Below are 13,166 nucleotides of genomic sequence, written 5' to 3' on the forward strand. Positions count from 1 at the left end.
AAAGTCGCGGATTCCGGATTCAGGAATGAAACAGTCCGATTTTTCATGAATTTTCATTGACAGCGCATTTCGCAACCGTTAAATTGGATGTGTATTTCAAATATCGGAACAAAATATACCGATTTTTCATAAAACCGTAAGGAGACTGAGCCATGACCGATTTGTCCGACCAAAAAGCCGCCGCCGCTGCCGTTCCAGCAGGCCCGCAAAAGATGACGCCGTCCGAAGCGTTCGTGGAAACCCTGGCCGCCAATGGCGTGACCGACATGTTCGGCATCATGGGCTCGGCCTTCATGGACCCGATGGACATCTTCGCGCCGGCCGGCATCCGCTTGATTCCCGTCGTGCACGAGCAGGGCGCCGGCCACATGGCCGACGGTTACGCCCGCGTCTCGGGCCGCCATGGCGTCGTCATCGGCCAGAACGGCTCCGGCATCTGCACTTGCGTCACGGCCATTGCCNGGCCCGCAAAAGATGACGCCGTCCGAAGCGTTCGTGGAAACCCTGGCCGCCAATGGCGTGACCGACATGTTCGGCATCATGGGCTCGGCCTTCATGGACCCGATGGACATCTTCGCGCCGGCCGGCATCCGCTTGATTCCCGTCGTGCACGAGCAGGGCGCCGGCCACATGGCCGACGGTTACGCCCGCGTCTCGGGCCGCCATGGCGTCGTCATCGGCCAGAACGGCCCCGGCATCAGCAATTGCGTCACGGCCATTGCCGCCGCCTACTGGGCGCACACCCCGGTCGTCATCATCACGCCGGAAACGGGCACCATGAGCATGGGCCTGGGCGGCTTCCAGGAAGCCAATCAATTGCCGATGTTCGAGGAATTTACGAAATATCAAGGCCATGTCACCAATCCGGCCCGCATGGCGGAATTCACGGGCCGCTGCTTCGACCGCGCCATGTCGGAAATGGGACCGACGCAACTGAACATCCCGCGCGATTATTTCTATGGCGAAATCAAGGCGGAAATCCCGAAACCGAGCCGCCTGGACCGCGGCGCCGGCGGCGAGCAAAGCCTCGACGATGCGGCCGAACTGCTGGCGAAGGCCAAGTTCCCCGTGATTATCTCGGGCGGCGGCGTCGTCATGGGCGAAGCGATCGAGGAATGCAAGGCGCTGGCCGAGCGCCTCGGCGCGCCGGTGGTGAACAGCTATCTGCACAACGACTCGTTTCCCGCCAGCCATCCGCTGTGGTGCGGTCCGCTCGGCTATCAAGGCTCGAAGGCGGCCATGAAACTGATCGCCCAGGCCGACGTCGTCGTCGCCCTCGGTTCGCGCCTGGGACCGTTCGGCACCCTGCCGCAGCACGGCATGGATTACTGGCCGAAGAATGCCAAGATCATCCAGATCGACGCCGACAACAAGATGCTGGGCCTGGTGAAAAAGATTTCGGTGGGCATCTGCGGCGACGCCAAGGCGGCGGCGAAAGCGATTCTGGCCCGCCTGGACGGCAAGACGCTCGATTGCGACGCCACGCGCGGCGCGCGCAAGGCCACCATCGAGGCGGAAAAAGCCGCGTGGGAAGACGAACTGGACAACTGGACGCACGAGAAAGATGCGTACAGCCTGGACATGATCGAAGAGCAGAAGAAGGAGCCGGGCAACTACCTGCACCCGCGCCAGGTCTTGCGCGAGCTGGAAAAAGCCATGCCGGAAGACGTGATGGTGTCGACCGACATCGGCAACATCAACTCGGTGGCCAACAGTTACCTGCGCTTYGAAAAGCCGCGCAGCTTCTTTGCGGCGATGAGCTTTGGCAACTGCGGCTACGCGTTYCCGACGATTATCGGCGCGAAAGTGGCGGCGCCGCACCGTCCGGCCGTGTCGTATGCGGGCGACGGCGCCTGGGGCATGAGCCTGATGGAAACGATGACCTGCGTGCGCCACAACATTCCCGTGACGGCCGTGGTGTTCCACAACCGCCAGTGGGGCGCGGAAAAGAAAAACCAGGTGGATTTCTACAACCGCCGCTTCGTTGCCGGWGARCTCGACAACCAGAGCTTCGCGGAAATTGCGCGGGCCATGGGCGCCGAAGGCATCACGGTCGACAAGCTGGAAGACGTGGGACCGGCGCTGAAGAAGGCGATCGCCATGCAGATGAATGAAGGCAAGACGACCATCATCGAAATCATGTGCACGCGCGAGCTGGGCGACCCGTTCCGCCGCGATGCGCTGAGCAAGCCTATCCGTCACCTGGACAAGTACAAAGATTACGTCTAAGTAAGCCGGCCTGTGAGGATCTGGCTTGTGACCAAATTCTCACAAATTGTNAAGGCATCACGGTCGACAAGCTGGAAGACGTGGGACCGGCGCTGAAGAAGGCGATCGCCATGCAGATGAATGAAGGCAAGACGACCATCATCGAAATCATGTGCACGCGCGAGCTGGGCGACCCGTTCCGCCGCGATGCGCTGAGCAAACCTATCCGTCATCTGGACAAGTACAAAGACTACGTGTAATCAGTCGTTCGATCCTTGTATGACCCCGGCTTGCCGGGTTTTATGTGCCGGAACCATGTTTCATGCTTCCATGGTTCCGGTACTTTTTTTACCGAATTGGAGTCGCCATGAAAGCCCTGCACCGCATCATCGAGCAAGCCCGCGCCGTGCCGAAAAACATCGTCCTGTGCGAGGGCGGCGATGCGCGCGTGCTGCAGGCGGCCGCGCGGGCAGCCGCCGAAGGGCTGGCGCACATCACCATCGTCGGCCAGCCGGCCGCCATCCTCGCCCTGGCGCACGAGCACGGGCTGGACCTCGATAGCGTGCGCCTGGTCGACCCGGCAAGGTCCGACGAGTCGGAACACTATGCCCAGCAATTGTTTGTGCTGCGTCAAGCCAAGGGCATGACGGTGGAGCAGGCGCGCATCGCCGTGCAAGACCCGCTGTGCTACGCCAACCTGATGGTGCGCCTGGGCGACGCCGACGGCTGCGTGGCGGGGGCCGTGCACACGACGGCCGACGTGGTGCGCAGCGCCATCCAGATCATCGGCGTCGATCCCGCCTTCAAGCTCGTGTCGAGCTTTTTCCTGATGATGCTGTGCGAACCGTTCCACAGCCTGAAGGGCGGTTTCATCTTTTCCGACTGCGCCCTCGTCGTCGATCCGAAGGCGGAAGAGCTGGCCGACATCGCCATGGCCGCCGCCGACAGCGCGCAAGCCCTGCTGATGGAAGAACCGAGGGTCGCCATGCTGTCGTTTTCCACCAGCGGCAGCGCCCACCACGCGGCCGTCGACAAGGTGCATGCGGCCACGGACCGGGTCAAGGCCCAGCGCCCCCAACTGGCCATCGATGGCGACGTGCAGCTTGACGCGGCCATCGTGGCCGAAATTTCCCAGAGAAAAGTCAAGGATTCCGTCGTCAACGGCCGCGCCAACGTGCTGGTATTCCCGAACCTGGACGCGGGCAATATCGGCTACAAGCTGGCCGAACGCATGGGCGGCGCCGTCGCCATCGGCCCCTTGCTGCAAGGCTTGAACAAGCCGGCCAACGATCTGTCGCGCGGCTGCAGCGCGATTGATGTGTACAACGTCATTGCCGTGACGGCCGTGCAGGCCCAGGGTGGGCGCTGACTTGTTCAGCCTGCCCGTGCTGGCGCTGCTGGGCGTGGTGGCGGCCGGCACGTATTTTCAGACCGTCACGGGCTTTGGCCTGGGCATGATCGTCATGGGCGTGGCCAGCGGCCTGGGCCTGGCGCCCGTGCCCGCGCTGGCGGCCCTCGTCAGCTTGTTGTCGCTGGCTAATTGTCTCGTGGCCTTGCCCGGTGCCTTGCACCACCTGGACTGGCGCGCCATCCGCGCCGCCAGCATCGGCTTGCTGCCGGCCATGGCGGCCGGCGTGTTGCTGTTGGGATATCTGGACCAGGCGTATGCGCCCGTGCTGAAACTGTTGCTGGGCGCGGCCATCGTGTATGGCGGCGTCAGCATCCTGCTGCAGGCGCCGCCGGGACCGGGCGCGGCGGATAAACGCAGCTTTTTCATCAGCGGCGTGTGCGGCGGCCTGTTCTCGGGCCTGTTTTCGCTGGCCGGCCCGCCCCTCGTGTACCAGTTTTACCGCCAGGAAATGAGTTTGACCACCATCCGCTACAGCCTGATCTTTTTGTTTGCCATCAGTGCGGGCGGACGCTCGCTGATGGCGGGCAGCCAGGGCCAGCTGGACGCGAAAGTGTTACTTTTGTGCATGCTGGCCCTGCCCGTCGGCGTGCTGGCCACGATGGCCGGCAAGCGCTACCCGCCGCCGATCGCCCAGCGCGGCATGCGCCGCATCGCGTTCGCCGTGCTGACCGCCATCGGCCTGTCGCTGATGGCGGCGGCCGTGCCGCAATTGCTGCGCTAGGCTTTAAAGGTAAGCAAAGGTTTCAGCCGCGCCACCGATTGCAGCAAGCCCGCTTCCTCCTGCGCGGCGATGACGGGGCCGATCTTCTTGTACGCCATCGGCGCTTCCTCGACACGGCGTTCCTCGCGCAGGGTCACGCACTGGAACGCCATCTCGTCGCCGCCCACCGTGGGCCGCATGGCGCGCATGGCTTGCCTGCGGATGCTGCGCCCCGCGCCATGCGAGCACGACCACAGCCAGTCGGGATTGCCCATGCCAGTTGCCACATAAGAATAGTCGCCCATGGAGCCGGGGATCAGCGCCAGGTCGCCTTCGCGCGCCGGCGTGGCGCCCTTGCGGTGGATATTCATGCCATGCTCGCGCAGGATGACGTTGTGCGGCACGTCCACCATCAGGCGCGATTGATCCTGCGCAAACACCTGCGACAGGCTGTCGCGCACCAGCTCGGCCAGTACCATGCGGTTGACCCAGGCATAGCGCGAGGCCACGCCCATGGCGTCCATGTATTCGCCGGCCAGTTCGCCCGTCAAGCCGTACAGGCCCGACTGCGGGTGGCGCACGCCTTTCGGCCACGCCTCTTTGGCGCGGTCCATCCAGCGGCTGCCGACAAAAAAGCCCACGTCGCGGCTGCCGCTGTGGATCATGACGACCACTTCGCCCGGCACCAGCCCGTGCCGGTACGCGGCGTGGCGGTCCATGACGGCATCGACCAGCTGGATTTCCACGAAGTGGTTGCCCGATCCCGTCGTGCCCAGGCTGGGGTCGCGTATCACTTCGCGCGTGCCCACCAGCGCTTCGGGCGCATGGCGCAGGCCGCCGCCCAGTTCGCGCAGGGCGATGCAAGCGTCGAGCTCGCGCAGCAAACGCTGCTTGTCGACGCGGGGCCACAAACCATCGTCATGCAGGCTGTCGATGAACGCTTCCGGCCCCACATCGAACAGGGCGGCAAACGCCTTCGAGCGCAGCGGCACGTTGCGGCCGTCTTCCAGCAGCACATGTTTGAGCTTGGCGAGCAGCTGCGGCTTGCGCGCTTCGAACTGCGCCAGGGTCAAGCCCGTCGTGATCAGGCGCATGCCGCAGGCGATATCCGTGCCGGGGATGGCGGGGATCACCATGTCGGGGCTGGTGGCGACGATGCTGCCGACGGGCGCGATGCTGCCCGGATGGAAGTCGGGCGTGGCGCACGCCTTGCACACATGGCCATCCTGGCCCGGCACGGCGACGGCGGCAAATTCCATCAGCTGGCGCACGGCTTTTTCCTCGAGCGGAAAGTTGTGGGGCAGCAGTACGGACGCCTGGGCGTGCGGATTGCTGAGTGTATAAATACCGTCGGCATAGGCGACGGCGATGCCCTGGCGGCGCAGGGCTTTTTGTAATCTGGATATGGGAAACACGATTCTGCTCCGGAAATAACGAATGCACGGCCCTTTTGCAAGGGCCATGTTTGTTTTCCACGCAGCAGCGACAGGAAGTGCCGCCAGCTTAGCAAATTTTGTGCGGATTGCAAAGCGGGGGGGCGTACAAGGATGCGCACGATACGGAAGAGCCACTTGCATAATAATCAAACAGCCTTTATATTCGCGGTTCTTTCTCGAACCTCTTCCTTATTGGAGCCAAAAGTGCCTCGCTTCTTCGCCATCACCTGCTAACGCTGACGAAATGCTCTCTGCAGCATCGTTCGGCGCGTTGACGCCTCCGATTGCTGCGGCACTGTTTTTGCTCTTTCCGCACACGTATCCAGGACCACCGTCCTGATCGTCCACGCCCGAACACGTCGTCAGCACCCCTGACCCTGTATGGACACGCCCCGGTGAACGCGGCGTGGGACGCTATGTTTTTACAATCTTTGCCCTTATTTAAATACCCGCGCACGCCGCACCTGGAAGGCTCGCGCCTGCAGGACGGCGACGACGGTTCCGACCAGATGCCCCTGAAAAAGCTGGCCGGCCGCTACGTCGTCATCGAGGAAAAAATCGATGGCGCCAATTCCGCCGTGTCGTTCAGCGATGCGGGGGAGGTGCTGCTGCAGTCGCGCGGCCACTACCTGGCGGGCGGCGGCAGCGAACGCCAGTTCAACCTGTTGAAACCGTGGGCCCATGCGCACGAGCACGCCTTGCTGCATATGCTTGAAGATCAATTTGTACTGTTTGGCGAATGGTCTTACAGCAAGCATTCCGTGTTTTACGACCGCCTGCCCCATTATTTCAACGAGTTCGACGTGTATTGCCGGCGCACGCAGATGTTTCTGTCGACGGCGCGCCGCCACGCCATGCTGGCCGGCTCGCCCGTGCTGTCCGTGCCCGTGCTGTACGCTGGGCTGATGCCCGCGTCGCCGAAACAGCTGTGGCAGCTGCTGCGCCATTCGCTGGCCAAGTCCCGCCTGTGGCGCGACGCCTTTGAAAACGTGGTGGCGCGCGAACGCCTGCCGCTGGACCTGTGCTGGAAGCAGACGGACAAGTCCGACCACGCGGAAGGCCTGTACCTGAAAGTGGAAGACGACGAGCAAGTGCTGGCCCGCTACAAGCTGGTGCGCCATGACTTTACGCAAACCATCCTCGACAGCGGTTCGCACCACAGCGCGCGGCCATTGATCCCGAACCAGCTGGCCGACGGCGTGGACCTGTACGCGCCGCAGCCCCTCGTCACCTGGGACAGCCTGGGCCTGCACACCTGCAGCTCGCTCGATGAGCTGGCAGCATTTTCAAGGAGTACACAATGATGAACTGGAAAACCCTGCAGCAACTGGTGCCGCCAGCGGGCCGGTCGCCCGATTTCAAGGCCTGCCTGGCCGCCTTCCCGCAGCTGGAACTGGCGAAAACCACGCCGCAAAACCCCGTGTATCACGCGGAAGGCGACGTGTGGACGCATACCGTGATGGTGGTGGAATCCCTGCTGGGCATGCCTGAGTATCAGCAGGCCACGCGGGCGGAACAGGAAATCGTGTTCCTGGCCGCCTTGCTGCACGATGTGGCCAAGTGCAGCACCACGGTGATCGACCCGGTGACGGGCGCCATCGGCCAGCCTGGCCACTCGCGCAAGGGCGCGCTCGATGCGCGCATCGCCCTGTGGGACTACGACGTGCCGTTTGCCGTGCGCGAGGAAATCTGCCGCCTGATCAATGTGCACCAGGTGCCGTTCTTTGCGCTGGAACAATCTCGGCGCGGCGTCACGCCGGAATTTACCGTGCGCGAACTGTCGTGGCAGGTCGATATCCGCCTGCTGGCCATGCTGGCCGAGGCCGATATCCGCGGCCGCATCTGCCCGGACCCGCAACGCATCCTCGACGCCATCGAGCTGTTCCGCGAACTGGCGCGCGAGGAGGGCTGCTATGGCCAGCGCAGGGTCTTTGTCGACGATCACACGCGCGTCAAATACTTTCGCGGCGCCGAGGCGCATCCCGACTATCCCCTGTTCCAGGAAGCGGGATCGCAGGTGATCGTCATGTCGGGCTTGCCCGCGTCGGGCAAGAATACCTGGGTGGACAAGCACCATCCGCGCCTGCCCGTCGTGTCGTTTGACGATGCGCGCACGGCCTTGGGCTTGAAGCACGGCAAGAACGAGGGGCAGGTGGGCGACTACGCGGAGGAGCGGGCGCGCGAACTGTTGCGCCGTGGCGAGCCGTTCGTGTGGAGCGCCACGCATTTGTCGCGACTGATGCGCGAAAAGACGCTCAACCTGCTGTATAAATACCATGCGCAGGTGGAGCTCGTGTACCTGGAACAGCCGCGCAAGGAATTACTCCGGCGCAACGGCCAGCGCGACACTTCGCTCAGCAACAAGAAGCTGCAGGCGATGCTGTGGAACTGGGAAATCCCGCTGCCGACGGAAGCCCATGCCGTGCGCTATTGCGTCGATTGAGGTGTGCGGCAACTGCCTGGCGGCGGTGCTGGAAAGCGTTGTTGCCAGGTGGTTTTTCACGCATGCGCAAGCAGTCAAAAAAATAACAATTATTTTTAAAATTGCAACAAACTGAGTATATTCAAGCCCTTTCATTTATTACAATGAGTTGCCTGGTACGGTGAACCGCCGGGTTGCGGCGCGAGGGCTGACACCCTCGCGTTTCCTGTGTGATTTCCTGCGTGAAGCACTCACCCTCATTGAATGAACTGGAGTCATCGATGCACAAATCTCTCATCGCACTGGCCGCCGCCGCCGTGCTTGGCCTTGGCGCCGCATCTTCCGCCCAGGCGGCCACCCAGACCATCAGCTTCAGCGCCGACCGCGCCCTGGGCGCCACCAACTGGTCAGACACCCTGGGCCTGGGCAAGTTCGACAGCAACCTGGGCACCCTGACGTCGATCAAGTTCCATCTGGAAGGCGCCGTGCAGGGCAGCGGCCGGACGGAAAGCCTGGACGCCAGCGCGTCGAATGTGACCCTGAGCCTGGCCTCGCTGCTGACCTTGTACCGTCCCGACAATTCCACCCTGCTGGTGGCCAATCCGCTGTTCACGCAGACCTTTGCCTTGAGCGCCTTCGATGGCAGCATCGATTTTGCCGGCACCTCGGGCGCCAGCACGGGCTTGCGCTCGAGCACGGGCTCGAATGGCTACACGAGCGCCAGCGCCAGCGACTTTGCCCTGTTTTCCTCGGCGGGCGGCGGTTTGATTTACCTGGGCTTGAATGCCATCGGCTCCTCGATGGGCAGCGGCGCGGGCAATTTGCTGACGCAGTTCCAGACGTCCGCTTCCGGCCGCGTGGCAGTGACGTATGAATACGTGAGCGCCGTGCCGGAGCCGGAAACCTATGCCATGCTGCTGACGGGGCTGGCGCTGGCCGGCGTGATGGCGCGCCGCCGCAAGCCCCGCGCCTGATCAGCGCCGGCCGCGCCCGGCGATCAGCTGGGCGATCTCGCTGAACAGTTCATTGTTCAGCGAGGCGGGCAGGGAGGTGGCCAGGCTGCGGCTGTAGTAGGCGCCCAGGTCCAGGCCCAGGCCCAGCCCGCAAATTTCCACGGCACCCTGCGCTTCGCGGCGCGCCACCACCTGTTTCAGATGTTGCGCCAGGTAAAACTCGTCGTTGGCCAGGTTCGTGGCCGTATCCATCGGGCAACCATCTGACACGACGAGCAGGATGCGCCGCCGCTCCGGCCGTGCCAGCATGCGCGTGCACGCCCAGTCCACGGCTTCGCCATCGACGCCTTCGCGGTACAGGTCCGCCTTCAGCAGGGCCGCGATGTCGGGCCGCGCGCGGCGCCAGCTCGTGTCGCCATCCTTGAACACCATGTGCACGAGTTCGTTCAAGCGGCCCGGATGGAGCGGAGAGCGGGCGCGCATCCAGTCGCGTTTGACTCTTCCCCCGTTCCAGGCGCCCGTCGTAAAGCCCAGCAACTCCGTCCTGATGCCGGCCTGGTCCAGCGCGCGCAGCAATATATCCAGCAGCACGGCCACGGATTGCGCATGCGTCTTCATGGAGCCGGAGCAGTCGACGAGGAAGGTGACGAGGCAATCGGCTTGGGGCAGGAATTGTTCCTTGCGAAACAATCTGCGCTCGGAAGGCGAGCTGATCAGCTGCGCCAGGCGGCGTCCGTCGATATAACCGTCTTCCTCGCCGAACGACCAGCCGTCGCGCTCGGGCACGGCCAGCAATTGCGTGAAGCGCCGCGCCAGGCGGGCCGTGTTGATGCCCAGGCTGGCGATGTGCGCGTCCATGCGTTCGCGGTATTCCAGCAGCAGGGCGCGGCGCACCAGCTCGCCCGCCTTGTCTTCGCGGTCGTAGGCCGTGGCGTAAGCCTTGTAGGCGCCACCGCCGTCGCCATCGCTGAAGGCGCGGCTCTCGCCCAGCGGGGCGGCATCGGGCTGCTGCTCGTTGTCGCTGTCGAAATCGAGCAGCAGCCTGAACGCCGCCTGTGCTTTCGCGTCGCCGGCCGCGTCCTGGCTGCCATCGCGCGCCGCCTGCGCCTCCTGCAGCATGGCGTCGACCGCGTGGGCGATGGCCAGCGCGTGGCGCGCATAGGCGGCCTGGTCGGCGCGGTGGCGGCGCAGGCCCGCCAGGTCGCCGCTCAATGCGGAGGACACGGACCAGCGCGTCGCCTCGATAAAATCTTCCGTCTTTTCCAGCACCGGCCGGGCCGTCAGGCGCGACCAGCACATCTGGAACACGGTATACAAGAGCAAGCCCGACGCGTCTTCGGCCAGGCCGGAATCGTAGAACGCATGCGACCATGCCGTGAAACGGTGGCGCAGGTTGGCGATGACGCCTGCATGTTGATCTGGCGCAAGCGTTTCCACCCTCAACTGTTCCAGCAGCTCGAAGACGAGGCGCGCCACGGGGTCAAGCGGACACAGCGACTTGTGCAGGGCCGCATCCGTGTGCAGCAAACGCAGGGCCACGCTGTCGGCCGCGCCGCGCAGCGAGGGTAAATCCTCGAGCGCCGCGTCGGGCTGCAGATGGGCCGCATGGATGGGCAGGGGACGGTGGCCGTCGTGCAGGCGCCGGCCCCGGTAGCGTATCGCCGCCAGGCCGCTGAGTGCCCGGATGGCGCCCGCGCACAGTTCATCCGTTTCCTGCTGCGCGCGCGTGTAAGGGGCAGGCGCGGTCGCTTCCGTATTCATGCCTGGCTCGCCAGCAATTCCTCATTGAAACAGCGCTGGTAATACTCGGCCACCATGGGCCGCTCGGCCTCGTCGCATTTGTTGAGGAAGGACAAACGGAAGGCCAGCGCCGGGTCGCGGAAGATCTGGCAATTCTCGGCCCACGTAATCACCGTGCGCGGCGACATCAGGCAAGCCAGGTCGCCCGCCGCATAGCCGTGGCGCGTCAGGCTGGCCACGGCCACCATGGCGGCAGCCAGCTGGCGGCCCGCTTCATCGTTCATGGCGGGGACACGCGCCAGCACGATGTCCGTTTCTTCGTCCTGCGGAAGATAGTTCAGGGTGGCAACGATATTCCAGCGGTCGATCTGCGCGTGGTTGAGCACCTGCGTGCCGTGGTACATGCCGTTCAGGTTGCCCAGGCCCACCGTATTCGAGGTGGCGAACAGGCGGAAGTGGGGGTGGGGCGTGATGACGCGGTTCTGGTCCAGCAGGGTGAACTTGCCGTCGCGCTCGAGGATGCGCTGGATGACGAACATCACGTCGGGGCGGCCCGCATCGTACTCGTCGAAGATCAGGGCCACGGGCCGTTGCAAGGACCAGGGCACGATGCCTTCCTGGAATTCCGTTACCTGCTGCTGCTCGCGCAGCACGATGGCGTCCTTGCCGACCAGGTCCAGGCGGCTGATGTGGCCGTCCAGGTTGACGCGCACGCAGGGCCAGTTCAGGCGCGCCGCCACCTGCTCGATGTGCGTGGACTTGCCCGTGCCGTGCAAGCCCTGCACCATCACGCGGCGGTTATGCGTGAAGCCGGCCAGAATCGCCAGGGTCACGTCCTTGTTGAAGCGGTAGGCGGGGTCGATGTCGGGCACATGCGGGTCGCGCTCCGTGAAGACGGGCACGAGCAGCTCGCTGTCGATATGGAACAGGCTGCGCACGGACTGCAAGGTTTGCGCCGCTGCGGCGGGGGGATGTTGGCGTGAATCTGGCACCTTGTTCTCCTGTGAAGCCGCAGCATGGGCGCTACGGCGGTTATGTGTGAGCTGCGGAGTTACTTGATTGCAATGCGTCGCCGTTCCCGCCCGTCGTCGGCATGGTTTCCGATTCGATGGCGGCCAGGGCTTGGGCAGCGCGTTGCAATGCTGGCAAGAAATGTAAAGCCTTGTCGTGCGTCAAACGGATGATGGGCGCCTGGATCGCCACGGCCAGGTTCGAGCGGCCGTTCGGGTTCGGCACCAGCACGGCCACGCACAGCAGGCCGGGCAGGAATTCCTCGTCGTCCAGCGCGTAGCCGTTGCGGCGCACCAGTTCCAGTTCGCGCTCCAGCTTGACGGGGTCCGTTTCCGTCTTGTCCGTAAAACGCGTCAATTCCATGTGGCCCAGCAGGCGGCGCCGTTGCACGGGCGTCATTTGCGCCAGGAACAGCTTGCCGCTGGACGAGCAGTGGGCCGGTACCCGGGAACCGGGATGCAGGTAGAAGCGCAGCGGCGCCGCCGTTTCCACGCGGTCCAGGTACACCACTTCGCTGCCGCTGAAGGCCGTCAGGTTGCAGCTTTCGCCCACTTCCTCGACCAGCTGGCGCAAGACCATGCGGCGGGCGCCATGGAAAGTGTTGTTAATCAGTAAGTTCGACGCGAGGCGGCGCAGGCGCACGCCCGTGCTGTAGTGGCGGCCATCGCTTTCGCGCTGCAGCACGCCCACGCTTTCCAGCTGTTGCAGCATGCGGTGCAGGGTGGGTTTCGGTAATCCTGTCTCCTCCACCAGCGCCTGCAGCGACAGCAGCTGGTCTTTCTCGGCAATCACTTCCAGCAAGGCAAACAAACGCATCGTGGGCGTGTCGCCTTCCAGTTTTTCCGGCTCAAATTTTGGGGATGAAATCATGTCCATGGTGGCCTCGGTTGGGTAGCTCTGAGTGTTACTTCAGCTTATTTCATTTTCGAACTCAAATTGTACCGTTTCCTTGAAATTCTGTTTGACTTTTGATTGCCTAGCGCTTAAATTGAATTGTATATCAAATTTCGGAACAAAATATACCGTTTTTTGATAAATTAGTTGATGAATTCAACAGCCACAGTTACCACAGACCAGGAGACACCCATGAATGACATGACCGAGCAAAAAGCCGCCGCCGCAGCGGCCACCCCCACCGGCCCGCAAAAGATGACGCCGTCCGAAGCGTTCGTGGAAACCCTGGCCGCCAATGGCGTGACCGACATGTTCGGCATCATGGGCTCGGCCTTCATGGACCCGATGGACATCTTCGCGCCGGCCGGCATCCGCTTGATTCCCGTCGTGC

At 63.5% G+C, this 13,166-nt stretch carries 10 protein-coding genes and 3 pseudogenes; 9 read left to right on the forward strand and 4 right to left on the reverse strand.

Features of this window, described 5'->3' with window-relative positions:
- Positions 1-152: 152 nt before the first annotated feature.
- From CBW50_RS22335 to CBW50_RS22350, 5 genes and pseudogenes are all read left to right on the forward strand, one after another.
- Positions 153-461 (forward strand): annotated as a pseudogene (locus CBW50_RS22335) (thiamine pyrophosphate-binding protein); the annotation flags it as partial.
- 13 nt (positions 462-474) lie between these two features.
- Complete coding sequence (gene xsc, locus CBW50_RS22340) at positions 475-2,229, forward strand: sulfoacetaldehyde acetyltransferase (RefSeq protein WP_086147592.1); 1,755 nt, start codon at positions 475-477, stop codon at positions 2,227-2,229.
- A 53-nt stretch (positions 2,230-2,282) separates the two neighbouring features.
- Positions 2,283-2,468: pseudogene (locus CBW50_RS29085) on the forward strand (sulfoacetaldehyde acetyltransferase); the annotation flags it as partial.
- A 107-nt stretch (positions 2,469-2,575) separates the two neighbouring features.
- Positions 2,576-3,577, forward strand: coding sequence for a phosphate acetyltransferase (gene pta / locus CBW50_RS22345; protein WP_086147578.1), 1,002 nt, complete (start codon positions 2,576-2,578; stop codon positions 3,575-3,577).
- A 1-nt stretch (position 3,578) separates the two neighbouring features.
- Complete coding sequence (locus CBW50_RS22350) at positions 3,579-4,340, forward strand: sulfite exporter TauE/SafE family protein (RefSeq protein WP_226936518.1); 762 nt, start codon at positions 3,579-3,581, stop codon at positions 4,338-4,340.
- On the opposite strand, the gene CBW50_RS22355 is transcribed toward CBW50_RS22350, so the two are convergent.
- Positions 4,337-5,734, reverse strand: a complete 1,398-nt coding sequence (locus CBW50_RS22355) for an RtcB family protein (RefSeq protein WP_172404857.1) — start codon at positions 5,732-5,734, stop codon at positions 4,337-4,339. The genes CBW50_RS22350 and CBW50_RS22355 overlap by 4 nt on opposite strands.
- A 437-nt stretch (positions 5,735-6,171) precedes the next feature.
- Here CBW50_RS22355 and CBW50_RS22360 point away from each other — a divergent pair, with 437 nt between their 5' ends.
- From CBW50_RS22360 to CBW50_RS30065, 3 genes are all read left to right on the forward strand, one after another.
- Positions 6,172-7,059: an RNA ligase family protein gene (locus CBW50_RS22360; RefSeq protein ID WP_086147581.1), complete on the forward strand. Its 888-nt coding sequence runs from the start codon at positions 6,172-6,174 to the stop codon at positions 7,057-7,059.
- The gene (locus tag CBW50_RS22365; RefSeq protein WP_086147593.1) at positions 7,059-8,198 is read left to right on the forward strand and encodes an AAA family ATPase; all 1,140 of its coding nucleotides are present in this window, start codon (positions 7,059-7,061) and stop codon (positions 8,196-8,198) included. Before CBW50_RS22360 ends, CBW50_RS22365 begins: the two co-directional genes overlap by 1 nt.
- Before the next feature lie 260 nt (positions 8,199-8,458).
- Positions 8,459-9,151 (forward strand): choice-of-anchor E domain-containing protein, encoded by a 693-nt coding sequence (locus CBW50_RS30065; RefSeq protein ID WP_086147582.1) that lies wholly within the window; start codon positions 8,459-8,461, stop codon positions 9,149-9,151.
- Here the strand turns inward: CBW50_RS30065 and CBW50_RS22375 are convergent, their stop codons facing one another.
- Genes CBW50_RS22375 through CBW50_RS22385 form a run of 3 tightly spaced genes read right to left on the reverse strand, consistent with a single transcriptional unit; the run spans position 9,152 to position 12,757 of the window.
- Positions 9,152-10,891 carry a cobalt chelatase gene (locus CBW50_RS22375; RefSeq protein WP_086147583.1) on the reverse strand — a complete coding sequence of 580 codons (1,740 nt, stop codon included), beginning with the start codon at positions 10,889-10,891 and terminating at the stop codon, positions 9,152-9,154. It lies immediately after the preceding gene.
- Positions 10,888-11,862 (reverse strand): AAA family ATPase, encoded by a 975-nt coding sequence (locus CBW50_RS22380; protein WP_253251974.1) that lies wholly within the window; start codon positions 11,860-11,862, stop codon positions 10,888-10,890. Before CBW50_RS22380 ends, CBW50_RS22375 begins: the two co-directional genes overlap by 4 nt.
- A 40-nt stretch (positions 11,863-11,902) precedes the next feature.
- Positions 11,903-12,757: an IclR family transcriptional regulator gene (locus CBW50_RS22385; RefSeq protein WP_086147585.1), complete on the reverse strand. Its 855-nt coding sequence runs from the start codon at positions 12,755-12,757 to the stop codon at positions 11,903-11,905.
- 219 nt (positions 12,758-12,976) lie between these two features.
- On the opposite strand from CBW50_RS22385, the pseudogene CBW50_RS22390 reads away from it, so the two are divergent.
- Positions 12,977-13,166: pseudogene (locus CBW50_RS22390) on the forward strand (sulfoacetaldehyde acetyltransferase); the annotation flags it as partial.

Origin of the sequence: Janthinobacterium sp. GW458P, from assembly GCF_002127585.1 — a bacterium.
GTDB lineage: Bacteria > Pseudomonadota > Gammaproteobacteria > Burkholderiales > Burkholderiaceae_D > Janthinobacterium.